Annotated in this window: 25 protein-coding genes and 1 tRNA gene; 8 read left to right on the forward strand and 18 right to left on the reverse strand. The window is 46.3% G+C overall.

Going from position 1 to position 26,038, the window contains the following annotated elements; all coding sequences use genetic code 11:
• Positions 1 to 171: 171 nt before the first annotated feature.
• Together OWN49_RS05030 and OWN49_RS05035 are read left to right on the forward strand one after the other, a co-directional pair.
• Positions 172 to 375 (forward strand): hypothetical protein, encoded by a 204-nt coding sequence (locus OWN49_RS05030; RefSeq protein WP_070082264.1) that lies wholly within the window; start codon positions 172 to 174, stop codon positions 373 to 375.
• Positions 376 to 498: 123 nt separating this feature from the next.
• Positions 499 to 627, forward strand: a complete 129-nt coding sequence (locus tag OWN49_RS05035) for a hypothetical protein (protein ID WP_255219924.1) — start codon at positions 499 to 501, stop codon at positions 625 to 627.
• A 550-nt stretch (positions 628 to 1,177) separates the two neighbouring features.
• Here the strand turns inward: OWN49_RS05035 and OWN49_RS05040 are convergent.
• The 3 genes from OWN49_RS05040 to OWN49_RS05050 all read right to left on the reverse strand — a co-directional run bounded on the left by OWN49_RS05040 (position 1,178) and on the right by OWN49_RS05050 (position 3,460).
• Positions 1,178 to 1,250, reverse strand: a tRNA-Ala gene (locus tag OWN49_RS05040).
• Between the two features lie 127 nt (positions 1,251 to 1,377).
• Positions 1,378 to 2,208: an undecaprenyl-diphosphate phosphatase gene (locus OWN49_RS05045; protein ID WP_044801954.1), complete on the reverse strand. Its 831-nt coding sequence runs from the start codon at positions 2,206 to 2,208 to the stop codon at positions 1,378 to 1,380.
• Between the two features lie 91 nt (positions 2,209 to 2,299).
• Complete coding sequence (locus OWN49_RS05050) at positions 2,300 to 3,460, reverse strand: AI-2E family transporter (RefSeq protein WP_014305691.1); 1,161 nt, start codon at positions 3,458 to 3,460, stop codon at positions 2,300 to 2,302.
• A gap of 179 nt (positions 3,461 to 3,639) precedes the next feature.
• Between OWN49_RS05050 and OWN49_RS05055 the strand changes: the two genes are divergently transcribed.
• A complete protein-coding gene (locus OWN49_RS05055) occupies positions 3,640 to 4,626 on the forward strand; it encodes a Gfo/Idh/MocA family protein (RefSeq protein WP_063637073.1) in 987 nt (328 codons plus the stop codon).
• 31 nt (positions 4,627 to 4,657) lie between these two features.
• Here OWN49_RS05055 and OWN49_RS05060 read toward each other — a convergent pair whose 3' ends face one another.
• From OWN49_RS05060 to tlpB (OWN49_RS05080), 5 genes are all read right to left on the reverse strand, one after another.
• Positions 4,658 to 5,182: a type 1 glutamine amidotransferase domain-containing protein gene (locus OWN49_RS05060; protein WP_003152143.1), complete on the reverse strand. Its 525-nt coding sequence runs from the start codon at positions 5,180 to 5,182 to the stop codon at positions 4,658 to 4,660.
• A gap of 65 nt (positions 5,183 to 5,247) precedes the next feature.
• Complete coding sequence (tlpB, locus tag OWN49_RS05065) at positions 5,248 to 7,350, reverse strand: methyl-accepting chemotaxis protein TlpB (protein ID WP_438285348.1); 2,103 nt, start codon at positions 7,348 to 7,350, stop codon at positions 5,248 to 5,250.
• Positions 7,351 to 7,369: 19 nt separating this feature from the next.
• Positions 7,370 to 9,355 carry a methyl-accepting chemotaxis protein TlpB gene (tlpB, locus tag OWN49_RS05070; protein ID WP_077722747.1) on the reverse strand — a complete coding sequence of 662 codons (1,986 nt, stop codon included), beginning with the start codon at positions 9,353 to 9,355 and terminating at the stop codon, positions 7,370 to 7,372.
• 127 nt (positions 9,356 to 9,482) lie between these two features.
• A complete protein-coding gene (gene tlpB / locus OWN49_RS05075) occupies positions 9,483 to 11,471 on the reverse strand; it encodes a methyl-accepting chemotaxis protein TlpB (protein WP_176283503.1) in 1,989 nt (662 codons plus the stop codon).
• Between the two features lie 184 nt (positions 11,472 to 11,655).
• Positions 11,656 to 13,641 carry a methyl-accepting chemotaxis protein TlpB gene (gene tlpB, locus OWN49_RS05080; protein WP_025650348.1) on the reverse strand — a complete coding sequence of 662 codons (1,986 nt, stop codon included), beginning with the start codon at positions 13,639 to 13,641 and terminating at the stop codon, positions 11,656 to 11,658.
• Positions 13,642 to 13,782: 141 nt separating this feature from the next.
• Between tlpB (OWN49_RS05080) and OWN49_RS05085 the strand changes: the two genes are divergently transcribed.
• Complete coding sequence (locus OWN49_RS05085; protein ID WP_070082268.1) at positions 13,783 to 14,520, forward strand: protein-glutamine gamma-glutamyltransferase; 738 nt, start codon at positions 13,783 to 13,785, stop codon at positions 14,518 to 14,520.
• Between the two features lie 17 nt (positions 14,521 to 14,537).
• On the opposite strand, the gene OWN49_RS05090 is transcribed toward OWN49_RS05085, so the two are convergent.
• The 7 genes from OWN49_RS05090 to OWN49_RS05120 form a co-directional block, all read right to left on the reverse strand.
• Positions 14,538 to 14,789, reverse strand: a complete 252-nt coding sequence (locus OWN49_RS05090; protein WP_070082269.1) for a hypothetical protein — start codon at positions 14,787 to 14,789, stop codon at positions 14,538 to 14,540.
• 25 nt (positions 14,790 to 14,814) lie between these two features.
• Complete coding sequence (locus OWN49_RS05095) at positions 14,815 to 15,846, reverse strand: NAD(P)H-dependent flavin oxidoreductase (protein ID WP_070082270.1); 1,032 nt, start codon at positions 15,844 to 15,846, stop codon at positions 14,815 to 14,817.
• Positions 15,843 to 16,259, reverse strand: a complete 417-nt coding sequence (locus OWN49_RS05100) for a secondary thiamine-phosphate synthase enzyme YjbQ (protein WP_070082271.1) — start codon at positions 16,257 to 16,259, stop codon at positions 15,843 to 15,845. Before OWN49_RS05100 ends, OWN49_RS05095 begins: the two co-directional genes overlap by 4 nt.
• Positions 16,260 to 16,380: 121 nt before the next feature.
• Positions 16,381 to 18,039, reverse strand: coding sequence for a glycoside hydrolase family 13 protein (locus tag OWN49_RS05105; RefSeq protein ID WP_176283504.1), 1,659 nt, complete (start codon positions 18,037 to 18,039; stop codon positions 16,381 to 16,383).
• Positions 18,040 to 18,128: 89 nt separating this feature from the next.
• A complete protein-coding gene (locus tag OWN49_RS05110; protein ID WP_007408640.1) occupies positions 18,129 to 19,418 on the reverse strand; it encodes a hemolysin family protein in 1,290 nt (429 codons plus the stop codon).
• 42 nt (positions 19,419 to 19,460) lie between these two features.
• Positions 19,461 to 20,138, reverse strand: coding sequence for a zinc metallopeptidase (locus tag OWN49_RS05115; protein WP_003152125.1), 678 nt, complete (start codon positions 20,136 to 20,138; stop codon positions 19,461 to 19,463).
• A gap of 46 nt (positions 20,139 to 20,184) precedes the next feature.
• On the reverse strand, positions 20,185 to 20,448 hold the full coding sequence (locus OWN49_RS05120; protein ID WP_014305698.1) for a hypothetical protein: 264 nt from the start codon (positions 20,446 to 20,448) through the stop codon (positions 20,185 to 20,187).
• A gap of 132 nt (positions 20,449 to 20,580) precedes the next feature.
• On the opposite strand from OWN49_RS05120, the gene OWN49_RS05125 reads away from it, so the two are divergent.
• Both OWN49_RS05125 and OWN49_RS05130 read left to right on the forward strand, forming a co-directional pair.
• Positions 20,581 to 20,835 carry a protein mistic gene (locus OWN49_RS05125; protein ID WP_003152123.1) on the forward strand — a complete coding sequence of 85 codons (255 nt, stop codon included), beginning with the start codon at positions 20,581 to 20,583 and terminating at the stop codon, positions 20,833 to 20,835.
• Positions 20,832 to 21,818, forward strand: a complete 987-nt coding sequence (locus tag OWN49_RS05130; protein ID WP_015240465.1) for a potassium channel family protein — start codon at positions 20,832 to 20,834, stop codon at positions 21,816 to 21,818. The genes OWN49_RS05125 and OWN49_RS05130 overlap by 4 nt, the downstream gene beginning before the upstream one ends.
• Here the strand turns inward: OWN49_RS05130 and OWN49_RS05135 are convergent.
• From OWN49_RS05135 to OWN49_RS05145, 3 genes are read right to left on the reverse strand one after another with little or no spacing between them, the layout of a single operon-like run.
• Positions 21,815 to 22,219, reverse strand: coding sequence for a YugN-like family protein (locus OWN49_RS05135; protein ID WP_077722753.1), 405 nt, complete (start codon positions 22,217 to 22,219; stop codon positions 21,815 to 21,817). The two genes, OWN49_RS05130 and OWN49_RS05135, sit on opposite strands and share 4 nt — an antisense overlap.
• Positions 22,220 to 22,241: 22 nt before the next feature.
• The gene (locus OWN49_RS05140; RefSeq protein ID WP_077722754.1) at positions 22,242 to 22,640 is read right to left on the reverse strand and encodes a transporter; all 399 of its coding nucleotides are present in this window, start codon (positions 22,638 to 22,640) and stop codon (positions 22,242 to 22,244) included.
• Between the two features lie 21 nt (positions 22,641 to 22,661).
• Entirely contained in the window at positions 22,662 to 24,014 is a 1,353-nt protein-coding gene (locus OWN49_RS05145; protein WP_077722755.1) for a glucose-6-phosphate isomerase, read from the reverse strand.
• 397 nt (positions 24,015 to 24,411) lie between these two features.
• Here OWN49_RS05145 and OWN49_RS05150 point away from each other — a divergent pair, with 397 nt between their 5' ends.
• Positions 24,412 to 24,978, forward strand: a complete 567-nt coding sequence (locus OWN49_RS05150; RefSeq protein ID WP_003152115.1) for an NADPH-dependent FMN reductase — start codon at positions 24,412 to 24,414, stop codon at positions 24,976 to 24,978.
• A gap of 124 nt (positions 24,979 to 25,102) precedes the next feature.
• Positions 25,103 to 25,747 (forward strand): isochorismate family cysteine hydrolase YcaC, encoded by a 645-nt coding sequence (ycaC, locus tag OWN49_RS05155; protein WP_003152112.1) that lies wholly within the window; start codon positions 25,103 to 25,105, stop codon positions 25,745 to 25,747.
• Positions 25,748 to 26,038: the final 291 nt, after the last annotated feature.

Raw genomic sequence — 26,038 nt, forward strand, 5'->3', positions numbered from 1 at the left:
ATGGGGAATATAAATGGGAGGGATTAAGGATGTGTCATTTAAAATGAGCCTTACTTTATCACTCAAATGTTTTAAGCTGTATGAAAATGTGTACTTTGGGATAGCGTTTATAAGTAGACTCTCTACAAGTCTACTTTATTTTTTTCTCATAAATAAACGAGGTGAAAATCAATGGATGGTGTAGAATTTTTAGAAAATATGACACGACTCGGAGTACTCATTTTGGTGTTCTCAGGATATGCTGTTTATTGGAAATTAGGTAAAACAAAAAGAGAGCGAGGGCTTACAAAATTTGAAGCTTGTCTTAGGTTCTCTGTCATGTTCGGTATATTAGCTTGGGGGGGTTCGACTCTTGCTTTGAGTTTATGGTCATAATCTTTTTTGTCGATATTTTACTTATCCTGTCTAAACAGATTAAAACTAGATAAATGTACCCTTATTTAGAAAAATGTGTTACCGTGTAGTTTCTTGTACAAGTTTCTAAAAGAGAAAGTTATAATGTTGAAAAGATTAGTTTTTCTGGCGTTGACCCTACTTCTTGCTATTGCTACAATAGCGCCAACAGTTTCAGCAGAGGAAGAGAACGGGTTAGATGGATTAACTAAAGAACAAATTGAAAAATTTTGAAAAGAAGTTGAGTACATCTTTACTAAGATTGTAATTTTTGATGAAGAGACAGGCTACACAGTTAATGAGGATGAGCTTGAAAAGTCTCCTTATACCAAAGGTCAAAAAGAGGGTATGATCGCTTTCGCTAAATATATGAATAAGGAATATAAGTATGCAAGTGTCCAAAAGAACACTGTTCAAAGATCTTGAAAATGCTATTGTATCTCTAAAGGAGCATTAGATAAAGTTCAAAAGGCAATTGAAAAAGGAGATTGGTGGACAGTATTAGAATATCTGGGCAAATTAGGTTTAGCAATTTCCCTATCAGCAGTATTTACATTCTTCCTGTTCTGCGGTGCTACACCAGCAAAGATTGCTCCGCAAGAAAATTGATAAACAACAAAGCCGCCTTTAGAGGCGGCTTCTTCAATCCTAATTGAAGGCGAAAAGCAACTAAACTTCCTCAAAATAAATTTTTCGTCCCCAAATTGTCCCCAATTGCTTTTTTGGGCTATTGCTCTGTTCCTGACAAATAAAAAAACCCTTATAGAATAAGGGTTTAAAGGTATGGAGCCAAGGGGGCTCGAACCCCTGACCTCTACGCTGCCAGCGTAGCGCTCTCCCAGCTGAGCTATGGCCCCGTGCTGTAACGTCATGTTTTATTATAGACGACTCTTCTATGAATTTCAAGCAGAAAATTCAGTTTGCTCATATTTTCCTGAGACGTTTTTCGAACATAAAAAGAAGACCCTCCGGGGGCCTCTTCGTTTATCGCACGAGCATGATTAAAATGATGCCGAGGATGACACGGTAAATGGCGAACGGGACAAGCTTAATCCGGTTAATGAGCCGAAGAAAAAATTTGACGACTAAGAGGGCGACGACAAAGGCGCAGATAAAGCCGACAAGAAAAAACGGAATCATGTCATAAGAAAGACTGCCCCAGTATTTCACCAGCTTCAGAAGGCTTGCGCCCGCCATAATCGGAATGGCCATAATAAATGTGAAGTCTGCGGCTGCCCGGTGATTCAAGCCGACAATGACACCTCCGGCAATCGTTGAGCCTGAGCGGGAAAATCCGGGCCATAAGGCGAGACACTGGAATAATCCGACACAGAAAGCCTGTTTGTAGGTGATTCTGTCCACCGTATCGATCGTTTCTTTCCTTTTATTGATCCAGTCCGCTATAAGCATAAGCACAGCTCCGGCAATTAATCCGTAAGCGACCGTTCTGACGGAGAATAAATAGCGGTCAATGAAATCCTCAAATAAAAAGCCGAGCACCGCTGCCGGAACAAGACCGACGGCGATTTGCGCGATGGTCAGCCTGTATCCCTTCTGCTGATCGCGCGTGACGTTTTTTTTGAGGCCGAGTAAATGTAATATCCGATCCTTAAACACAATGGCCACCGCCAGAATCGAACCGAGCTGAATCACCACTTTGAAGGAATTGGCGGCTTCCGGATTCATCAGGCTTCCGGATTTCAGCCAAATGTCATCCGCTATGATCATATGTCCCGTGGAAGAAACCGGCGCGTATTCCGTCAGCCCTTCCACGATTCCCAAAACGGCTGCTGTGAACATCTCCCATAGTGTCATCCCATTCTTCCCTTCATTCATCATTTACAAAAGAGAAGCTCTCCTTTGAAGGAAAGCCTGTCTTATAATAAATATCATGTCCGTTCCGATTTTATGACTTCGATACAGCATCATTTTTTTCTTCTTCATATAAATGCGAGCGCATTTTGAACCAATCAAACAGATGGGTCGTGACCACTTTGATGACCGCATACCCCGGGATGGCTAAAATAATGCCGACAACCCCGAACAGCTTTCCGGCGGTTAAAAGAACAAAGATGATGGTAATCGGGTGAATGTGAAGATTTTTCCCCATGATCTGCGGCGAAATTAATTTACCTTCCACGAGCTGGACAACGGTCCAGACAATCGCAAGTTTCAGCAGCATAAGAGGCGAAGTGACCAACGCGATAATAATCGCCGGCGTGATGGCAATGGTCGGCCCTAAATACGGAACAACGCTCGTACAAGCGGCAATGACCGCAAGCAGGGAAGCATAATCAAGTCCGATAATCAGATAGCCGATAAATAATAAAAACCCGATACAGAAGCTGACGATGACCTGTCCTCTGATATAGGAGCTTAATCTGTGGTTCATTTCACTAAGCATCGTATACGTTTGTTCTTTCAGACGGGTGGGCACAAACTTTAAGATATAAATCGGCAGTTTTTTGCCGTCTTTCAGCAAATAGAACAGAATAAACGGCACGGTCACAATCGAAATAATCACTTCAGTCAGCGCGCCGATAAAATTCCCGACTCCGGTAAATGTACTGTTTGCAATTGTCGCCGCCTGCGCCGATACTTTATTAGCGAGATCGGAAATGTTGATATTCATCGTCTTTTGCGCCTGATTTACAAAATCGCTTCCGATCAGGCTTTTCGTCTGATCTTCAACGATGTCCACATATTTCGGCAGGTTGTCGATCAGGCTCATGATCTGTTCCTTTAAAAACGGAATAATTGAAACGACCGTAATCGAAATCAGCCCTATAATAATGAGGTAAAGGAGCAGGATGGAATAGACTCTTTTCACTCTTATTTTTTCCAATATATCTACGATCGGATTAAGCAGATAATAAACAATTCCTGTCAAAATGACGGGGAGCGCAATCGTTTTGAGCAGGACGATAATGGGTGTGAAAATAAATGATGTCTTCATAAAGACAAGGATATTGAGACCGATGAGCAGCAATACAAGCAAAAACAAGACAAATTTATTGTCTAAGAAAAACTGTTTAAATCTGCCGCCCCATGTTTGCAATGTTTCCACTATTGTTCCTCCATCATATGTATTTTACTTAAATTGTACACTATCGTTCCTGTAATGAAAAATAATAACCGGTCTCTATGGGAATTTTTCCTATCCCTTTAGCTGGCAGCCTTTTTTCCATTTATGTTTCTCAGAAAAAAAGCTATAATGTAAGCCAATACATAGAAGGAGCGATAGCAATGATTCGATTTGCAACAGTCGGTACGAATTGGATTACAGAACGATTTCTGGAAGCGGCTTCTGCTATTGATGATTTTCAATTAACGGCGGTTTATTCCAGAACTGAAGAACGTGCGGCGGAATTCGCAGGCAAACACGGCGCTGCTCATTATTTCACCAGCCTGAAAGAAATGGCGGAAAGCAAAGCCTATGACGCGGTGTATCTCGCCAGCCCGAATGCATTTCACAAAGAGCAGGCGGTCCTTTTTATGGAACACGGCAAGCATGTACTGTGCGAAAAACCGTTTGCGTCTAACGCAAGGGAAACGGATGAAATGATTCACGCAGCCAAAACGAACGGCGTTCTCTTGATGGAAGCCATGAAAACGACGTTCCTGCCGAACTTCAGCATGCTTCAACACCACTTACATAAAATCGGACCCGTCAGGAGATTCACGGCAAGCTACTGCCAATATTCATCACGATATGATGCATATAAAAACGGTACGGTGCTTAACGCGTTTAAGCCTGAATTATCGAACGGTTCGTTAATGGACATCGGCGTGTACTGCATTTATCCGGCCGTCGTCCTGTTCGGCAAACCGAAAAACGTCATTGCGACCGGTCATAAACTAGCATCCGGCGTTGACGGCGAAGGCACGGTCATTCTGTCATACGACGGATTTGAAGCGGTGCTGATGCATTCGAAAATCTCAAATTCGTTTGCCCCGGCGGAAATTCAGGGTGAAGACGGCACGATCGTTCTGGACAGCATTCACGGACCGGAACGGGCGGAAATCCGCTATCGTGACGGCCGGACGGAAGACATTTCAGTCCCTGATCTGAAACCTTCGATGTACTACGAAACGGCTGAATTCATCAATCTTCTTCGAAACGGACAGCGGGAGTCTTCCGAAAATACATTTGAACGTTCTTTCATTACGGCGAGCATTATGGAAGAAGCGAGAAAACAAATCGGAATCGTCTTTCCCGCCGATCAAAACTAAAAACATCCGCCCGGATTCGGGCGGATGTTTTTTATTTGGACGCTAACAGGTCAGCAAACGCTTTTGCATACTGCGGAAGGTCGGGCGGGCGGCGGCTTGATACAATGTGGCCGTCAGTTACGACAGCTTCATCCAGCCACTGTGCCCCTGCATTTGTCATGTCGTCTTTGATGCCGGGCGTGCTCGTTACTTTTTTTCCTGCAAGAATTCCGGCAGATATAAGCACCCAGCCCGCATGGCAGATCTGGCCGATCGGCTTTTTCTGCTCGTTCATCGTACGGATGATGTCCAAAACTTCGGGATATCTTCGCAGTTTGTCAGGAGCCCAGCCGCCAGGCACGAGCACGGCATCATACTCCTGAATAATCAGGCTCTTAAAATCGTAATCCGCCGTCGCGGGCACGCCGTATTTTCCTTTGTATGAACGGCCCGCTTCTTCTCCTATTAAATGAACGATCGCGCCTTCCTCTCTCAGCCGGTAGACGGGATACCAAAGCTCTAAGTCTTCAAAATCGTCACTGACAAGCGCTATGACTTTTTTGCCTTCTAATCTCATCACTGCCACTCCCTTCTTTTATATTAGTGTATCGCTTTTTTCAGATGAGGAAAAGAAACAGCTCGTTACAGCTGTTCTTCGTCTTCAGACTGAATCGTAAATTTCCGTGTGACCTGCTGCAGTTCTTCAGCCATATGCGCAAGCGTTTCGGCGGATGAACTGATTTCTTCCATGGAGGCCAGCTGCTCTTCAGCTGAGGCGGCGATGTCTTGAATGCCGGCGGACCCTTCTTTGGCGACTGAGGTAATGTCCTCCACTGCGTTTGTCACATTTTGCGACCCGGCTGCAAGCTGCTCAAGCGTTCCGTTCATATGCTGCAAGGCGCCTGAAATCTGAGTCGTCATTTCTGAGATTTTTTTGAAGCTTTCGGCCGTTTGATCCGTAATATCGAGGCCTTCCTTCACATCTTGATTCACCGCTTGGAATACGGAAAGCGATGTGGCGATTTCTTTGACGATTTCCTGAATCAGCGTTTCGATTTCCTTCGCGGAGCCGGCGGATTGTACGGCAAGCTTTCTCACTTCTTCCGCAACGACGGAGAAGCCCCGCCCGTATTCGCCTGCTCTGGCCGCTTCAATGGCCGCGTTTAAGGCAAGCAGATTTGTTTGATCGGCAATGCCGTTAATGACGTTCAGAATGCTCTTAATGTCGTGCGACTTCGTTTCCAGCCCTTTTACGACCGCTTCCGCCTGCTGTACGGAACGATCAATTGTTTTCATCTGGCCGACCGTTTTCGCCACTAATTCTTCTCCGCTTCCGGCCGTTTCAGAGGTTTGGATGGCGGATTCAGTGATTTCCGCCGATACATTCGCCGTCTCGGCAATGCCGGCATTCATTTTGGAAAGATGATCAGCACTTTCTTCCAATTTCTCGCTTTGTGATTCGTTTCCGTTTGAGAATTGTTCAATCGCCAGAGTAATATGCTCTGTCGCCTTGCTTGTCTGTCCGGCGGATGCCGTCAGCTCTTCAGATGAAGAAGCGACATGTTCGACGGATGATTGGATGACGCCGATGACAGACCGGAGTGATGCCGACATCTCATTGAAGCTTTGGCTGAGCTGCCCGAATTCATTTTTTGACTTGATGTCAATGACTTCCGTTAAATCGCCGTCACTGATTTTAGCTGATGTCGAGACAAGTTTTTTGAGCGGTTTTGCAATCGAGCGAATGATAAAAAAGATTAAAATACCGCCGACGATAAGAGAAACCGCCAGGATGATCAGCGCCATTTTCATGACAGGCGAGGCTGCGTCATGGATCTCACTGACAAAAAATGTGCCGGCGATTTTCCAGCCCGTCAGTTTGTTTGTCGTGAAGGCCATTTTCTTCTGCTGTCCTTCAAACATGTATTCAAACGATCCGCTTGATTTGGAAAATACCTCTTTCGTCCACTCTCCGGAGCCTTCCGTTCCCGCTTTTATAGTCGGATGGGCGATGTATTTTTTATCCCCCGTTGTAATGAAGGCAAATCCTTTATGACCGATCTGGACGCGTTCGGAAGCGTTCAGCAGGTCGCCCAGATTAATATCAAGCGCCACAACGCCTGATCGGTCTTTTGTCTGCTGGGCAATCGTAACGACCGTCTGTCCGGTTGCAGCGTCTTTATAAGGCTCGGTAAACACCGGCTGTCCGCTTTTTTCAACCGCCTTTGTATACCACTCGCGCGTGAGCGGATTATAATCGGACGGCATGTCAGCGGACGGATATTTCACAAACGCTTTGTCGCGAGACGCGGCGTAAATTGACGCGACATCGCCATTTACGGTGACATACTGCTTCATATTGTCGAGCAGTACCGATTTATTTTTCGTGTTCAGTTTTTCCTTTGTGATTGATTCGCTGTAGTAGTCAATCGCTTTCAGCTTACCCTCAAGCATGTTTTCCAGCACGCTGTTCAGTTCACTGACATTTCCCTGGGCGCTGTGGGTCAGTTCGCTTTCTAATGTACTCCCCGCCGTTTGGTAGCTGAAGTAGGCGAGTATGCCGACCGGAAGCACCAATACGGCTAAAAATGCCGCGATCAGCGGCTTGCTGATGGATGGCTGTTTGATCCAATGTATCAGTTGTTTCATTTTTTCAGTCTCCTTCTTTGAAAAGCTAAATCTAATATCGTCAGATAGGACAAAAGATTTATTAAAAAAACTAAAAAAAACACCCAAACAGCACATTTGGGTATTCTATGATCTATTAATCTATTTTAAATCGTTTCGTCATATCACGTAATTCTTCCGCCATTTGGGATAACGTTTCCGAAGACGAACTGATTTCTTCCATTGAAGCCAGCTGTTCTTCGGCAGAGGCCGCGATATCCTGAATGCTGGCGGAGCTTTCTTTTGCGATGGACGCGATTTGCTCAGAAGCTCCTGAAATCTGCTGTGATCCTGCTGTCAGCTGTTCTACCGTCGCATTCATATTTTGAATTTCTCCGGCGATCTGGTTCGTCATTTCAGAAATCCGTTTGAAGCTCGTTTCGGTCTGATTCGTAATATCCAGTCCGCTCTCCACCTCTTTGTTGACGGATTGGAACATGCCGAGAGATGTATTGATTTCGTTGACGATTTCTATAATTAAGCTTTCGATTTCTTTCGCTGAATCGGCAGACTGGACCGCAAGTTTTCTGACCTCTTCGGCGACGACTGAGAAGCCCCGGCCGTATTCACCCGCACGCGCGGCTTCAATTGCCGCATTCAGCGCAAGAAGGTTTGTCTGATCAGCGATTCCGTTAATGACACCGAGAATGTTTGTAATGTCTTTTGATTTTGTCTCAAGTCCGCGCACCACTTGTTCAGCTTCTTTCACTGACCGGTCAATGACGTTCATTTGGCCGACCGTCTGGTGGACGAGCTTTCCGCCTGAATTGGCGACTTCCGCTGATGTGACGGAGGATTCGGTAATGACGGCAGATGCTTTCGCCATATCTTTAAGCCCGCTGTTCATTTGATAAATATGTTCCGCCGCGCTTTCGATATTTTCACTTTGGCTTTCATTTCCGTTAGAAAATTGTTCGATCGCCAGTGTGATATGTTCCGTTGCCTTGCTTGTCTGCTCCGCTGAAGCCGTCAGCTCCTCTGAGGAAGATGCGACGTTATTCACGGAATCCTGGATGGCATGGATGAGAGACCTGAGTGAATCGGCCATATTGTTAAAGCTTTTGCCAAGCTCGCCTAATTCATCTTTTGACTGAATCTCGATCGTTTCTGTTAAGTCGCCTTCACTGATTTGTTTCGATGATGTCACAAGCTGCTTGAGCGGTTTTGTGATTGAACGGATAATCAGCACCATGACGATGGTTCCGATGACAATCGCTAATACGAGAACGAGCAGGGACAGATGAAGGATCGGCAGGGCCGCTTCATGAATTTCGTCCAGATACATTGTTCCGGTAATCTTCCAGCCTGTCAGCCCGTTCGTATCATAAGCCATTTTCTTTTCCTGGCCGTCGTATTTGTATTGAAAATCACCTTTTTTGCTGGTGAACAGCTGTTCAGCCCACTCCCCGTTTAATACTGTGCCTGACGCACGGTTCGGGTGGGCGACCACTTTTTTGTCTTTCGTCAGGATAAAAGCGTAGCCTGATTTTCCGATGTTCACTTTCTTTGTCGTTTTCAGAAGCTCATCGATTTTCATATTGATGGCGACGACCCCTGAGCCGTCTTTCGTCTGCTGAACGACCGTCACGACCATCGTATTGGTGGAAGCCGTGCGGTAAGGATCTGTTACAACAACTTTCCCCTTATTTTCCACGGCCTTTTTATACCAGTCTCTTTCAAGCGGATTATATCCTTTAGGCATCTGCAGATCCGGATACCGTGTGAAATGTCCTTCCGTGTCACTCGTATAGATGGATTCCACGTCTTTATTAATCTTCATGTACTCTGTGAATTTATCGGTAATTTGCGATTGGTTTTTCGGCTTGTACCGATCCTTTGTGAGCCAGTCGCTGAAATATGCCGTTCCGTCTTCCTTTTGGCTGATGCTTGTGTTGATCATATCGTTAATCTGCTGCACATTATCTAGTGCGCTTCCCATCATCTGCCTGTCAAGCGTGCTTACCGCCGATTGATAGGCGATAAAAGCCAGCGTTGAAATAGGAAGAATGAGAATGGCCAAAAAAGAAATGAGCAGTTTTCTTGTAAGCGATCTCTGCTTGATGATTTGCACAATTTTTTTCATCTGCTATATCTCCTCTTGCGTGTTTACCCTTCATATCGGCAATTATGGGTAAATATACACATCCAAAAAGAAGAAATATAACGAAACATACTTTTTACCTATTGCAAAATTAGTCTTTTAGACTTAATTAAGAGTTTATCTTAAAACGCTTTGTCAGTTCGCGTAATTCTTCCGCCATTTTTTCCAGCGTGACGGCTGAGGAACTGATCTCCTCCATGGACGCAAGCTGCTCTTCAGCTGAAGCCGCGATGTCCTGAATGCCGGCCGCGCTTTGTCTGGAGACTGCCGCGATATCCTCTGAAGCGTTTGATACTTCCTGAGATCCGGCAGAAAGCTGTTCCACGGTTGCATTCATATTTTGCAGTTCACCGGCAATCTGATTTGTTTTAGCGGAAATGTCCCGGAAGCTTTTTTCCGTTTCGTCCGTTAACTGAAGTCCGCTTTTCACCTCGTGATTGACGGATTCCAGCATTCCGAGCGAAGTATGAATTTCTTTGACGATTTCATGAATTAAGGATTCGATTTCTTTCGCTGAATCTGCGGATTGGACGGCAAGCTTTCTCACTTCTTCGGCAACGACTGAAAAACCGCGTCCGTATTCTCCCGCTCTTGCCGCTTCAATGGCTGCATTTAAAGCAAGGAGATTCGTTTGATCGGCAATGCCGTTAATGACGCGCAAAATGCTGGTGATGTCCTGCGATTTGAGTTCAAGCCCTTGTACGACTTGCTCCGCTTTACTTACGGATTGGTCAATGGCGCCCATCTGGCCGGCTGTTTTCTTGACAAGCCGCTCACCGGCGCCGGATATCTCCGCCGATTCTATTGACGTTTCCGTCACCACGGCTGCCGCTTCCGCCAGATCGCTGAGCCCGTCTTTCATCTCATTCACTTGTGCTGTCGCTTTATCAATACTCTCACTTTGGTCTTCCGTTCCATTAGAAAACTGTTCAATCGCAAGGGTGATATGTTCCGTTGCTTTGCTCGTCTGCTCAGCCGAAGCCGTCAGCTCCTCTGAGGAAGAAGCGACATGTTCAACAGAGTCCTGAATTCCCTGAATAAGCGAACGGAGTGAATCTGTCATATGATTAAAACTTTTACCGAGCACGCCGAGCTCATCTTGAGAGCCGACATCAATGGTTTCCGTCAGATCCCCGCTGCTGATTTTTTCCGCTGAAGCTACGAGACGTTTTAACGGTTTGGTAATTGAGCGGATGACAAAATAAATGAAAATCATCCCTGCGGCGATGGCTATCGCCAATATGATAATGGCCAGAGTCAGAACCGGTCTTGCCGCATCTTTGATTTCATCCACGGACATGGTTCCGCTGATCTTCCAGCCCGTCGCTTCATTGGTCACGTACGCCATTTTTTTCGCTTTCCCGTTCAGCGTATATTCATAGTCGCCTTTTTGCCCGCTGTATAATGTATCAACCCATTTTCCCGATACCGCCGCGCCGGCTTTTTCATCACTGTAAGCAACGGCTTTTTTATTTTTGCTGAGGATAAAGGCGTATCCTTCTTTTCCGATGTTCACTTCTTTTGTCATCGTGATGAGATCGTCGATTTTTATATCAATGGCGACGACGCCTGATCCGTCTTGCGCCGCGCGGGCCATGGTAACGACCATCTTTTTGTTTGAGATAGACTCATAAGGGTCCGTGATGATGGTTTGGCCTTTATTCTCCATGGCTTCCTGATACCAGCTTCTTTCAAGCGGATTGAAATCGGCCGGCATATCGGCATGCGGATAACGGGTAAACGTTCCTTCCTTGCTGCTTGAAAATATGGCGGACGCTTTATCATTGCTTTCAATAAACTGTTTGAACCTTTCTTGCATTTCCGTTTGGTTTTTTTCTTTAAATTTAGCGCTTGTCGCCCATTCGCTGAAATATGCTGAGCTTTTTGTAAACATTCCGATCCGGTCATCAATCATATTGTTTAAGATTTGCACATTTCCTTCGGCGCTTTCCATCATTTGCTTTTCAACGGATGAAGCGGCCGAACGGTAGGCGCCGGCAGCCAATACTGCTACCGGAATAATTAAGATCAGTAAAAATGAAATAATAAGTTTTTTGGCTATTGATTTTCTGGCGATTTTTTTTGCTGTTTTTTTCAATTTTGTAAACCTCTTTCAATCATTTACTGTTTATATCGGCCGACTCCCTTTTTATTACATTGAAAATTAAGTCATAAATGAAAAATAGTTCTATGTACTCCCTTTGTATGCAAGACTTTTTATTTAATTATCCGGCTGTCACTATAAAAAAGGACGCCTTCCACCTGGAAAGCGTCCTTTTTTACTAGTTGATTTTAAATTGTTTCGTTAATTCCCGCAGTTCTTCGGCCATTTGCGCCAACGTATCGGCGGATGTGCTGATTTCTTCCATTGATGCAAGCTGTTCTTCTGCGGATGCGGCAATATCCTGAATGCTTGCTGCGCTTTCCCGTGATACGTCCGCAATATCCGTCACTGCGGCTGAAACGTGCTGAGAGCTGTCTGACAGCTGTTCAACCGTGCCGTTCATCGATTGAAGCTTCTCGGCGATATCGTTCGTCATGCCGAAGATATTCTGGAAGCTTTCTTTCGTGCGGTCCGTCACGGCAAGTCCTGATTGAACTTCTTCATTGACGGATGTAAACATGTGAAGCGATGTATTGATCTCAGCCGTGATTTCCTGAATGAGTTTTTCAATCTCTTTGGCAGAACCGGCGGATTGGACGGCAAGCTTTCTCACTTCTTCGGCTACTACTGAGAAGCCCCGCCCGTATTCACCCGCTCTTGCCGCTTCAATGGCTGCATTTAACGCAAGCAGGTTTGTCTGATCGGCAATACCGTTGATGACTCTTAAAATATGAGTGATGTCTTTTGATTTGGCCTCAAGGCCTTTTACAACCGCTTCCGCCTGCTGGACCGATTGATTGATGAGATTCATCTGCCCGACGGTTTGCTGCACATATTCTTCCCCGGTGCCGGCAGCTTCCTTCGATTGTTTAGATGCTTCCGTAATGGATGATGATGTGCGGGAAACGGCGGCGAGTCCGTCATTTATATGATTCAGCTTGGCTGAGCTTGAATCGACTTTTTCGCTTTGCTCTTCGTTCCCGTTTGAAAACTGCTCAATCGCCATTGTAATATGTTCCGTCGCTTTGCTTGTCTGCGAAGCTGAAGCGGTCAGCTCTTCCGATGACGCGGCCACGTTGTCGACAGAGTTTTGGATCGCGCTTATCAGTCCGCGCAGAGATTCTCCCATTTCATTAAAGCTCGCGCCGAGTTCGCCCAATTCATCTTTCGAGCGGATATCAATGGTTTCAGTCAAGTCTCCGCCGCTGATTTGTTTAGAAGAGCGGACAAGCCGTTTCAGCGGTGACGTAATGGATCTGACAATCAACAGAATTAAAATTCCCCCGATGATAATGGATGCTGCAAGGACAATCATCCCCATCGTCAGCACCGGTTGTGAGGCGTCTTTAATTTCGTTGAGCTCCATGCTCCCCTCTATTTTCCACCCGGTCAGTTTATTTGTCGTAAACGCCATTTTTTTATTTTGATCATCGAGCTTGTATGAAATAATGCCGCTGTCTTTGCTGTATACCTCATTCAGCCACGGGGTTGAAACTTTATCGCCCGGTTTGTGGTCTTTATGCGCGACATAGGTTTTATTTTTGGACGTGATAAACACGAATCCTTTTTGTCCGATTTTGATTCCCTGCATCTGCTTCAGCAGCTGGTCAATCGTAATATCCATGGCCACTACGCCTGTTCCGTCCTGCATCTGCTTTGCCACGGTAACGACCATGCTGCCGTCGCTTGCCGCGGTGTAAGGGTCGGTGACAACGAGCGTGCCGCCGGCCTTCACAGCGTCTTTATACCAGGTGCGTGTTCTCGGATCGTAATCGGCCGGAGTATTCTCCTTCGGCGCCTGTGCGTAGCTGCCGTCTTCCGTACCTCCGTAAATGCGGGCTACGTCCTTATGAATAGACGTGTATTGCCCGAACTTTTCTTCAAGAGCAGACATGTTTTTCTTTGAGAAGGATGACCCTTTTAACGTTTCACTGAAAAATTCAATCGCCTTTGCTTTTGCGCCGATATCATTTGTAATGGTTGTGTTAAAAGATTCGATGTTATTTTTCGCGTTGCCTGAAATCTGATCATCCAGCGAATTGCTCGCCGTATGGTATGAACTGAATTCTAACACGAGAATCGGTATGATTAAGATCACGATAAATGAAATGATTAATTTACGTGAAATCGATGCCTTTGTGCACCAATTAATGAATTTTTTCATATTAAGCTGCTCCCTCAAGTGTGATACCTTATATATCGGCTCAGTCTTCACATTTTGTTAACATTTCCTCCTTTTTTATGACTTGATTTTCATTGCCCAAGCTTCCTGCATATCTTATAAAAAAAGATAGGGGGCGCGCAGATGATTATCATATCCGGCCAAGTGCTTCGGCCTCAGGACATCGCGAACTGGCAGACGGAAGAAAGCCTTGTTCCGTATATAAATGACCTGCTCAATTCTCCCGTACAATTCGATTACGGGTCGATTGCTGAACTGATGTTCGAGGTGCGGCTGCGCCGCCATATTGTGGAAGCCGCAAGAGAACTGCACGGATCAGGTGTGAAATTTGCAACTTTCGCCAAAACATACGGAAATACGGCTTATTGGAGACTGACGCCGGAAGGAGCCCTGGAGCTGAAGTACAGGATTCCCGCTTCAAAAGCGATTCGGGACATTATTGAAAACGGGGCGTTTTACGCATTTGAATGCGCTACCGCCATTGTTGTGATTTATTATCTGGCCGTCTTAAAGACAATCGGTGAAGAACGGTTTAACCTGCGTTTCCGGAATATCACTTTGTATGACTGGCACTATGAGCACCTGCCGATCTACACGGAAACCGGCAGCCACTTTTTACGGGGAGATTGTTTATATTTTAAAAATCCTGATTTTAACCCTGCAAAGGCTCAGTGGCGGGGAGAAAATGTCATTGTGATGGGGAATGATCAATATTTCGCCCACGGTCTCGGGATTCTGACCGCTGAACAAATCATCCAGAGATTGAATTCTTTAAGAAAAAAAAATGCCGTGCAGCCGGCTTATCTGCTTAACCAGGCAACAAGGCTTGATGCACCCGCGCTTTATCAGATCATGCATTAAAACAATCCCATCGTCTGTCATTGTGACGATGGGATGTGAAATGCTTTTCTTTTCCGGTAAAAAGCCGTCGTGCCGAGCGCTTGATTTGCAGCCCATTCAAACTTCTCTAAATCATGGCGGGTGACGGCTCTGTCCCGTCTGCTCCATTTAATGGCGCGGACAAAATAATACCCTTTAATCGGCGCCATGGTGACTTTGGAATGTGGAAAATCTTCAAAGACAAACTCAATAATCCCTCTTTTTTTATAGGACATTTGAAGAATCTTCATCATCCATCACCTCACGATTTCTGGATTATGATTCGCACAATCCGTCCAAAACGGTTTTCACGTCTGTCGGCCCTTCAAGTTTCGCGGCGGACTGGCCGGCCCATAAAGACATATACTCCGCGTCTCCTGATTGAGCCGCGTGCCCGCGCATCGGCTTTGTCAGCGTATTATGCAGCGGATAAGGCAGCGTTTTTCCCTCATCAGCTTCATATGTTTTCATGAACTGATTCACGATTCCCCGCGCCTGTTTTCCCGAAAACAGGGTGGTCAGCCGCGTATCGGCTCCTTTTGATTCGGCAATGGCTTTTTGGTATGCCGGTGAGGCGCTGCTTTCTTCACAAAGGAGAAACGGTGTTCCTACTTGAACGCCGTCCGCACCCAAACATCGGGCCGCCTGCACCCCGCGGCGGTCAAAAATGCCGCCTGCCGCAATCACCGGGATATCCAGCGCGTCTTTAGCCTGCGGAATCAGCGCCATAAGGCCGAGAGCCGGTTCTCCTTTAACCGGCAGAAACGACCCGCGATGCCCGCCGGCTTCTATTCCCTGAAGGATAACGGCGTCCATTCCCCGTTCTTCAAAAGCCTTCGCTTCCTCCGGCGTTGTCGCCGTGCCGAAAAGGAAACAACCGCTTTTCTTCAGCTTTTCCGCCGTTTCTTCCGGCGGCAGGCCGAAGGTGAATGAACACGCTTTGATTCCGTAACGGATCAGAAGCTCCGCTTTTTCCTCGAAATCATTCCATTCTTCTTTCAGATCAGAGAACGGCTTGGCGTCTTTTGCCCTCGGGATGCGGGCTTTCCATTTTTCAACGAGTTCCGCCTCAGGCATCTGTCTTTCTTCCGGGACGAAAAGATTTACTTGAAAGGAGCGGTCCGTCAGCTCTTTCATCTCGATAAGCTGTTTTTCAAGCGCTTGCGGGCTGACGTATCCTGAAGCGAGGCTTCCGAGCGCCCCTTCATTTGATACCGCCGAAGCCAGACGCGGCGTGACCAGTCCGCCGGCCATCGGCGCCTGAATGACGGGCTTTGTTAATGATAATGGACCCATCCACTCACTCATTTGTTTTCCTCCGTTTCAGCCTGTATTTTGATATAACATGTTCTGTTTCGCGGACCGTCAAATTCGCAAAAATAAACGCCCTGCCATGTTCCGAGTATCAGGCGCCCGTCTTCTATGATGACATGCTGAGAGGCGCCGGTTGTACTCGCTTTCATATGTGCCGCCGTATTTCCCTCCATATGCCGGTCCAGTTCGTGCTCCCACGGATACACTTCGTCAAACCTGCGGAGCATATCCCTTTTCACATCCGGGTCGGCATTTTCATTGATGGTAATGCCGGCGGTGGTATGGGGACAGTATATGAGCGCCAAACCGTTTTTTACGCCTGTTTCGCGGAGAAAAGATTCGGCTTCATGTGTGATGTCGATCATTTCATCCCTTTTTTTTGTTTGAATCTGCAATTTTTTCAGCATATGAATGCCTCCTTTCTTTTTCTCTTCCTTTCCCATATTCGTTTCTGTATTTGTCTTTTCCTGTCGGATCGCGATGATAAACGCAGATCACAAAAAACTTCAGCCTCGGGACTGAAGTTTTTCACCATATATATACGCGGGCCTCATAAGGCTTTAAGAGGAAGGATGTCACATGGCGGTGCGCTTCTGTTTCCGCGTTTGCAAGCACGAGAGAAGCGGAGTCAAGCGGATAACCGGGATGCCTGTATAAAGCGGGGGTTCGGGACAGATTTGTGATGATCAGGGCGGTTTTTGTTCCGTTTTTTCTTAGATAGGCATAAATCTGCCGGTCATTCGGAAGCAGCAATTCATATGTGCCGCTGATCAATACGCCGTGTTCTTTTCTGAGGGCGATCAGCCGTTTGTAGAAATGGTATACGGATGTTTCATCCTGCAATTGTGATGCGGCGTTCAGCCATGTGTGGTTCGGATTCACTCCGAGCCACGGAGAAGCATCAGAAAACCCGCCGTTCGCCTCATCGCTCCATTGCATCGGTGTCCGTGAATTATCCCGGCCCTTCTTCCAAATGATCTTCATCACTTGTTCACGCGGAACGCCGCGGGACGTCTCTTTTTCATACATATATTTAATTGCGGCGTCATCATAATCTTCAATGGATGGGAACGAAACATTGGTCATTCCGAGCTCCTGCCCCTGATAAATAAACGGCGTGCCTTTCATCAGTATATACATCGCGGCGAGTGCCTTGGCGCTTTCTGTCAAAAACCGTTCGTCACCCCATACCGAAACGGAACGGGGCTGGTCGTGATTTTCCATAAATAACGCATTCCAGCCCTTTCCTTCAAGGCTGTTCTGCCAGTCGGACAAGACGCGCTTAAGCGCCGGAATGGAGATGCTTTGATCATCTTCCGTATCCCAGAGGCCGAGATGTTCAAATTGAAAAATCATTTGAAAGACGCCGTTTTCTTCACCGGCCCAATCAGCCGCCTCCCAAGCCGCCACTCCGTTCGCCTCGCCGACCGTCATGATCGGATAGCGAGAAAATGTTTCCCGCTTCAGCTCTTTTAAGAGATCCATTATGCCTTCCCCGTTCATATGATACGGGAAAGACGGGACGTACGGGAGACCGTCCGGGTTCGGCATGTCAGGGAGCCCTTCTTTTTTCTTAATGTGAGAAATGGCATCCACCCGGAAGCCGTCTATGCCTTTATCAAGCCACCAGCGGACCATCTCATAAACGGACTGCCTCATCGCTTCGTTTTCCCAATTTAAATCAGGCTGTTTTTTGTCAAACAGGTGCAGGTAATACTGGCCGGTCTCTTGATCATATTCCCACGCTGATCCGCCGAAAATGCTTTCCCAATTGTTCGGCTCTTTGCCGTTTTTTCCGTCTCTCCAGATGTACCAGTCCCGTTTTTCGGAATCTTTCGCTGAGCGTGATTCGATAAACCAAGGGTGCTCGTCGCTTGTATGGTTGATGACGAGGTCTATAATCAGCTTCATGCCGAGCGCATGGACATCCGCAAGGAGCCTGTCAAAATCCTCCATCGTCCCGAATTCGCCGGCAATTTGTTTATAATTCCGAATATCGTAGCCGTTGTCCGCGCCCGGCGAGTCAAAAACGGGACAAAGCCAGATCACATCCGCCCCCAACTCTTTTATGTAATGAAGCTTTGCTCTGATGCCGTTCATGTCGCCGATTCCGTCCCCGTTCGAATCCATAAAGCTTCGGGGATAAATTTGATAGACGGCCGCCGTTTTCCACCAATCCGTTTTCATACCGACACTCCTTTCTTTACAGCATATGAAGGAGCGGGACGAAGAAGCATTTTTTCCATAAAAAAAGCCTCATTGCAAAAGCAGGAGGCTCAGAAATCAGTTTTTTTAATCTCAACGAAGCGGATATGATGGTCTTCCGCTTCCAGCACCTTAAATTCACACCCTTCGGCATGAAACACATCACCATTTTTCAGCTCCATTTTTTGTGTTAAGAGCCAGCCGGCAATCGTGTCAATGTCTTCATTTTCGATGGCGATATCAAGGAGATCATTCACCTCTTCTATGAGCGCCTTGCCGTCCATCACATAATGGTGTTCGCCTTTTTTGACGATGTGGGGCATTTCATCCTGGTCATATTCATCACGGATTTCCCCGACGATTTCCTCCAATATGTCTTCGACGGTCACAAGTCCCGCCGTGCCGCCGTATTCGTCAACGAGAATCGCCATATGAATCCGCTCCTTCTGCATGCGGATCAAAAGCTCCTGAACGGGGATGCTTTCAATGACTCTGATGACCGGACGCATAATTTCTTTTAATTCAATGGAGCGGCCGAGAAAATACGCTTTAAATAAATCCTTATTGTTAATAATGCCGAGAATGTGATCTTTGTCTTCCTTAATAACCGGATATCGCGTATACCGTTCGTTGATGATCAAATGTATGGCTTCATCAACTGACTGTTCAAGCGAGATGGCGGCGATTTCGGTGCGCGGCACCATGATTTCTCTGGCGACCCGATTATCGAATTCAAATATTTTATTGACGTAACGGAATTCAGATTGATTGATTTGACCTTTTTTATAGCTTTCGGACAAAATCAGCCGCAATTCTTCTTCACTGACCACGACCTCATGTTCTTTCACCGAATGAAAACCGAACAGCTTGACCAAAAATCCGGCTGAGCCGTTTAACAGCTTAATAAACGGATACATCACTTTATAAAACAGAATGAGCGGTTTCGCCGTCCACAGACTGACGGCTTCGGCTTTTTGAATGGATATCGTTTTCGGCGCAAGCTCTCCGATGACGACGTGCAGATACGTGACGGCGATAAACGCCGCAATAAACGTGACGACGTGCGTAATAGATGACGGCATTCCGATCAGGCTGAAAACAGGATGAAGAAGCCGCTGAATCGTCGGTTCACCGAGCCAGCCGAGTCCGAGCGCCGTAATCGTAATGCCGAGCTGGCACGCTGATAAATATTCATCGAGATTTGAAATCACCCTGTGCGCCGCGAGCGCCCGGCTGTCTCCGGTTTCAACCAGCTCCGCGATTTTTGAACCGCGGATTTTGACAATCGCAAATTCCGCAGCGACAAAGATGGCCGTTAATCCGATTAACAGCATAATGAGAATCAGTTTTAATATAAGCAAAAAAACCCCTACCGCAAACGGTAAGGGGCCACCTCCTTCGTGTTAATTCTCATCACGACCATTTAAGAAAATCATCACAAAACGAAGCAGCTCGAATAATGAAACGAGCGCCGCAGCCACATACGTCAGCGCGGCGGCGTTCAGCACTTTATTCACGCCGTGTTCTTCACTGTTGCGAATGAATCCTTCCGACACGATAATCCGCTTCGCCCTCGCGCTGGCATTAAACTCGACAGGCAGTGTGACAAGCTGGAAAAAAACAGCGGCCGAAAACAAAATAATGCCGAGTCCGATTAAGTTCAAGCTGCCCAGGAGCATCCCGCCCAAGAAAAGCAGAGGGGCAACCCCGGAGGCAAAATTGACGACCGGAAAAATTTTGTGCCTCAGCACAAGCGCGCCGTATGATTCCTGATGCTGCAAAGCATGTCCGACTTCATGAGAAGCGACGGAAATGGCGGAAATGGAGCGGCCGTAATATACCGGCTCAGATAAACGCACCACCCGCTCCGTCGGGTCGTAATGGTCTGTTAAAGTGCCTCTTACCGGTTCTACCGGCACATCATATAAACCGTTAATATCAAGAATCCGTCTTGCCGTTTCCGCCCCCGTCCGCTGACTGGAGGCTTCCACGTCTGAGTATTTCTGAAAATTGCTTTTCACTTTAAATTGTGCCCAAAACGACAATCCCAATGCAGCAATTGTTAAAAAGATAAACAGCATATTATCCTCTTCCTTTTTCTCTTATATCGTACGATCTGCTTATATATTATTTTAATGATTGCCCGCTTTCCTGTACAGAAATCCGCTTCTTTTTTCTGACAGGAATCAATCCTCCGAGCATGATGAGGATACACCCGGCCATTCCGATGTAAAACGGAAACGTGCCTGCGGTCTCTTTTGCAAAAACAAGCCATGAAAATCCGCCGGACATGTGATTGTATCCATTCAAATCGAAAATAAGCAATACGGCCGCCGAAGCGAGCAGCTGCGCTCCGGCCAGCGCCGCCAGCAGTTTTTGAATGACCGTCATTTGACTCACCCTTTTTCGGTCCGCTTTCTTTATCATATGAAAAAATAAGGGTGAATATGTTTTCGGCGATTTTTGAAAGACATCAAACGAACTGGGACATACTGTATTAAAAAAGATACAGGTGTGATCGACATGAAAGTGACAAATGGCGAGAAAGAACAGCTGAGCAATGCGATAGACAGAATGAACGAAGGGCTTGACGCCTTCATCCAGCTCTATAATGAATCGGAAAACGACGAACCTCTCATTCAGTTTGAAGATGAGACGGCCGATTTAATCAGACATGCGCGTGACTCATACGGCCAGGAACAGCTGGACGAAAAACTAAACACCATTATTAAGCAGATTTTATCCATCTCTCTGTCGAAAGAAGAGCCGGACGAATGAAATCAAACCGTATATTTATTTCCTGGCTGAGATGGCCGTTATATGTTCGGATCGGGCTGATCATTATCGCCTTGATTTTATTGTTCGGCCAACTCATATACATGCTCGAACCGAAGCAGTTCACGTCTGTGTTTGAAGGGGTTTGGTGGGCGGTGATTACGGTGGCCACAGTCGGCTACGGCGATTACGTTCCGCAGACGCCGCTCGGGCAGATTGCCGGCATGGTGCTTGTATTAAGCGGAGCGAGTTTTGTGACCGCCTATTTCGCCACGCTTTCTTCAGCCGTATTCAGCAAACAGCACCGCTATGTCGAAGGGAAGGTCGCCTTTAAAGGCAAGGGGCACGTCATTCTTATCGGATGGAATGAAAAATCGCATATGCTGCTGAAAGAACTGCAGCACATCGCACCGTCAAAAACTGTCGTCCTGATTGATGATTCATTAAGGGAAGGGCCGCTTATTGAAAACGTCCATTTCATCCGCGGACATGCCGCTGATGACAGCACGCTCAATAAGGCGAATATTACGGAAGCTGATACCGTCATTCTGACAGCGGACCAGCAGAAAAATGAATCCGAAGCTGATATGCTGTCGGTATTAACACTTCTCGCCATCAAAGGGCTGCATCCGTCCGTTTATTGTATCGTAGAAATTTTAACGGAACGGTATGTCAAAAACGCCGAGCGCGCAGGAGCCAATAAGATTCTGTGCACATCACGCCTGTCGAGCCGGGTGATGTTTGAGCATTACCGGGTCAAGCTGCAGCTTGCCAAACCGCAAACGCTGTCAGATCTGACGCTGGAGAAAAAGGTGCGCATCATTCCCGTCCCCGAGGAACTGAAGGGCTCATCTTATCATGACTGTGCGCTCTATTATCTCAAACGGAATACCACGATCATCGGCATACAAAAAGAAGAGGGGCCGATGCTGACCCCTCCCCTGTCATACCAGGTGCTCGATACTGATCTGTTTTTGGCTCTTTAATGCAGCAGGACGTCTTCCAGCTCTTTCACAAGCGAGATGCCGATATCTGTATATGAGCGGTCAATTGCCGCATCCCGCCGTTTCGGCTCGGAGAATTGGTTGAATAATGACTCAAAAACACCGCCGCCTGCTGCATCATCCGTTTCCTGTTGATAAACGTGCCTCAGCAAAAAGGGTGTGCCGATTGTAACGGCGGCCCCCCGTTCATCCATGTGTCCCTTATTTGCTTCAACAGGGATACGGAGAAATAAATAGCCGTCCTGATCGGAAATTTTGTAATCAAAGAACCCGCGGTCATACTCCCAGCCGCCTCCGATGGTATAACCGATCGGTTTCATCACCTGTTCCAATTCGCGGAGTAAAAACGATTGCCCTTCAAGTGAAGATGGTATGCTGATCATGTGCATATGCTCCTTTTTGTCTTTAGCGTCCCCGCTCTGCGGTATCTTCATACGGCGTCCGGGAAGAACCGGGAGCGGCAGACAGACGCTGAAAAGAGGTGACGGCGCATTCAATCAGAACATACGTCACAATTGCGGAGAGAACGGCTTCCGTTGAAATATAGAAAACGGCGGCATAGAGACAGCACTTCGTGATCAGCGTATGCATCCGGCCAATTTTCAGTTTCAGCCGGACCATGTCCGTAAACAAGCCGAGAGGGAAAGCGAAAAACAGGATGGTTTGCAAGAGGGATTCAGGAGACAGTTTTAGTGCCGAATAGACGACAGCGGCGGAACAGACGGAAATGAAGACATGCTTACATAAAAGCCGCATCAATTCATCATCACACCTTTCACGGTTTAAAAAAGGCTGACCCATCATGCTGAGGGCCAGCCCTTCTTTTTATTTTTCAAGGCGTTTTTCAAGCTCTGCTTTTTTCTCTTCAAAGCCCGGTTTGCCGAGAAGCGCGAACATATTCACCTTATAGGCTTCAACACCCGGCTGATCAAACGGGTTGACTCCGAGCAGATAACCGCTCATCGCCACCGCTTTTTCAAAGAAATAGACGAGATATCCAAATGTATATGCGTTAAGCTCCGGAATATTGACAATTAAGTTAGGCACTTTTCCGTCTGTATGGGCAAGCATCGTGCCTTCAAACGCTTTTTTGTTGACGAAATCGATCGTTTTGCCGGCTAAGTAATTTAAGCCGTCGAGATCATTTTCCGCTTCTTCAATTGTCAGCTCATGCTTCGGTTTTTCAACGTTCAACACGGTTTCAAACAGATCGCGTCTGCCTTCCTGCACGTATTGACCGAGAGAGTGAAGGTCAGTTGAGAAGTTAGCGGAAGAAGGATAGATGCCTTTTTCATCTTTTCCTTCACTTTCGCCGAAGAGCTGCTTCCACCATTCCGCAAAGTATTGCAGCGCAGGCTCATAGTTGATGAGCATTTCAATGGTTCTTCCTTTATTATACAGAACGTTGCGGACGACGGCGTATTGGTAAGCCGCGTTCTCTTCTAATTCCGAGCTGGAAAAGTCTTTGCTTGCATCAAGAGCGCCTTTCATCATTTCATCGATATCAGCCCCGCTTACCGCAATCGGCAGAAGGCCTACCGCAGTCAGAACGGAGAAACGTCCGCCGACATCATCAGGAATAACGAATGATTCGAAGCCTTCTTCATTAGAAAGCGTTTTTAAAGCGCCGCGCTCTTTATCTGTTGTCGCGTAAATCCGCGCTTTCGCTTCTTCTTTTCCGTATTTTTCTTCAAGAAGTTTGCGGAAAATCCGGAAAGCGATTGCAGGTTCCGTCGTCGTGCCTGACTTAGAAATGACATTGATAGAGAAATCAGCGTCTTCCAAAAGATCCATAACATCTTTCATATAAGTTGAGCTGATATTATTGCCGATAAAGATAACTTGAGGGTTTTTGCGCTTATCTTTCGGCAAAACATTATAGAAAGAATGATTGAGCGCTTCAATCGCCGCGCGGGCGCCTAAGTATGAACCGCCGATACCCACGACGAGAAGCACGTCAGAATCTGATTTGATTTTTTCAGCGCTTTTTTTAATGCGCGCGAATTCTTCTTTATCATAGTTTTCAGGGAGGTCCACCCAGCCTAAAAAGTCGCTTCCGGCGCCTGTTTTTTCATGGATATTATGGTGTGCCGTTTTTACGAAATCACGTGCGTATGTAAGTTCATGTTCATTGAAAAAAGGTAACGCTCTTGAGTAATCAAAGCGTACATGCGTCATTTGCTTGTCCCTCCATCACGGTGAATTGTTTTCTCTTTCACTTTATATGAACTCACCCGCTAAATCAAGTCATGAAGAAGGCATGATGAATACGGGATTTGCGCTAAAGATGCGTTCATTTTTTATACAATATCCCGGATTCGAAATAGTTATATTTGTAATAATCGTGAAAGAAGTAACGAATCGAATGTTGGTGATCCAGGAACGTATCACCTTTACTTTGGAGCAGGTTGACATCCATCGCCAATACCGATGGGACGGTTCTTTTTATATAGTACTCCTCTTGAGAGGATGCCGTGCAGGTATATTAAGGAATAAATGTCCATTTTTAAAAATAGTGTCTATATTTGGGGTATCATGTTAAGATGAAAATAATTTTAAACCGGGAGGTGATTTTATGACTAAAACCATTGGTCTTATTTGTGGAAGTTTACGAAAAAACTCGTATAATCGAGTGATTGCTCAATCATTGATTGACTTCGATAATGCGGCTCAATTTCGCTGGGTTGAAATAGACAGTCTTCCTTTTTTTAACGAAGATTTAGAAATCGCCGGAGCACCAGACTCCGTAACATCCTTTAGAGCTGATATACGAGACGTTGACGGCGTCATCATTGTAAGTCCAGAGTACAATTCAGGAATTCCGGGGGTATTAAAAAATGCATTGGACTGGGCATCGAGACCGCGGACCTCTTCTGTTTTAAACAGAAAACCGGTTGGCTTAATCGGAGCAACCCCCGGAGGGTTCGGCACCTCTTTTGGTCAAATGCAAATGAGAGAAGTACTCGAAGCTATGCAAGTCAATGTTCTGCCCTTTCAAAAAATGCTGATTTCGCAAGTCCATGAGAAAATTGATTCCGCTCAAAACATACTTACGGATGAACAAACAAAACGTTATCTTCAACGCTATTTACAACAGTTCATCCATTGGATTGATCATGCTCCGGTTCCCGTTCCGGATTAATTGAAGGATCATCACCCTCACGAAAAGTCACCTCAGAAATAACTTTCTATCTATACAGCATATGAATAGATTTACCGTTTTCCATTGACAAACTGACTTGCCTTAATTCAAGGAGGATGATAAAATGTCTGATCTTTATTCCCGTCTTTCAAAAGATGATGCTGCCGTGCTTTTAGTTGACCATCAAACCGGCCTTATTTCCGGTCTCGTGCGTGACTATGGCGTTGATGAATTTAAAAACAATGTATTGGCTCTCGGTGATACGGCTAAATTCTTTGATTTACCGGTTATTTTAACAACCAGCTTTGAAAATGGACCCAACGGACCGCTCATGCAAGAACTCGCTGATCTCTTTCCTGATGCGCCAAAAATAGCCCGTCCCGGACAAATTAACGCATGGGACAATGAAGACTTTGTTAAAGCCATTGAAGCGACCGGCAAAAAACAGCTGATTATCGCGGGGGTGGTAACAGACGTCTGCGTTGCTTTTCCTGCGCTTTCTGCCATTAAAGCAGGCTACGAAGTGTTTGTTGTGACAGATGCTTCGGGGACGTTTAATAAGCAAGTAGCAGATGCTTCATTAACCCGTATGGCTCATGGCGGCGCGCAGCTTATGAACTGGTTCAGCGCAGCATGCGAGTTACAGCGTGATTGGCGCAACGACGTTGAAGGTTTTGGCGCATTAATCTCCAGTCATCTTCCCGGTTATCAAAACTTAATGGGAAGCTATATGGGGGCGCAGCGGGACCTTAGTACACAAAATGCATAAAAAGGAGCGCTGATTGAATCAGCGCCCCTTTTTTAAATTCGCGGCTCTTCATCTTCGTGATTTAGATTTCGTGTAAATAGATGACAGGCAATCGCAAAGTTAATTGGTCCTTTTCTGCTAAATGTACAGAAACAGGGAGTCAAATCCGCATCATGTGATACGGATGAAACGATTTCCATAGTTGTCTCATGGCAAAGGGTGTTTCACTTGCTCCTAATGAACTAATAGAAAATCCGGAAAGAGGGACTCCCAAAACGGTTACATCTGCAGCTTGAAAACCACTCCGGCCTG

Origin of the sequence: Bacillus sp. NEAU-242-2 (assembly GCF_027853835.1) — a bacterium.
Lineage (GTDB): Bacteria > Bacillota > Bacilli > Bacillales > Bacillaceae > Bacillus > Bacillus velezensis.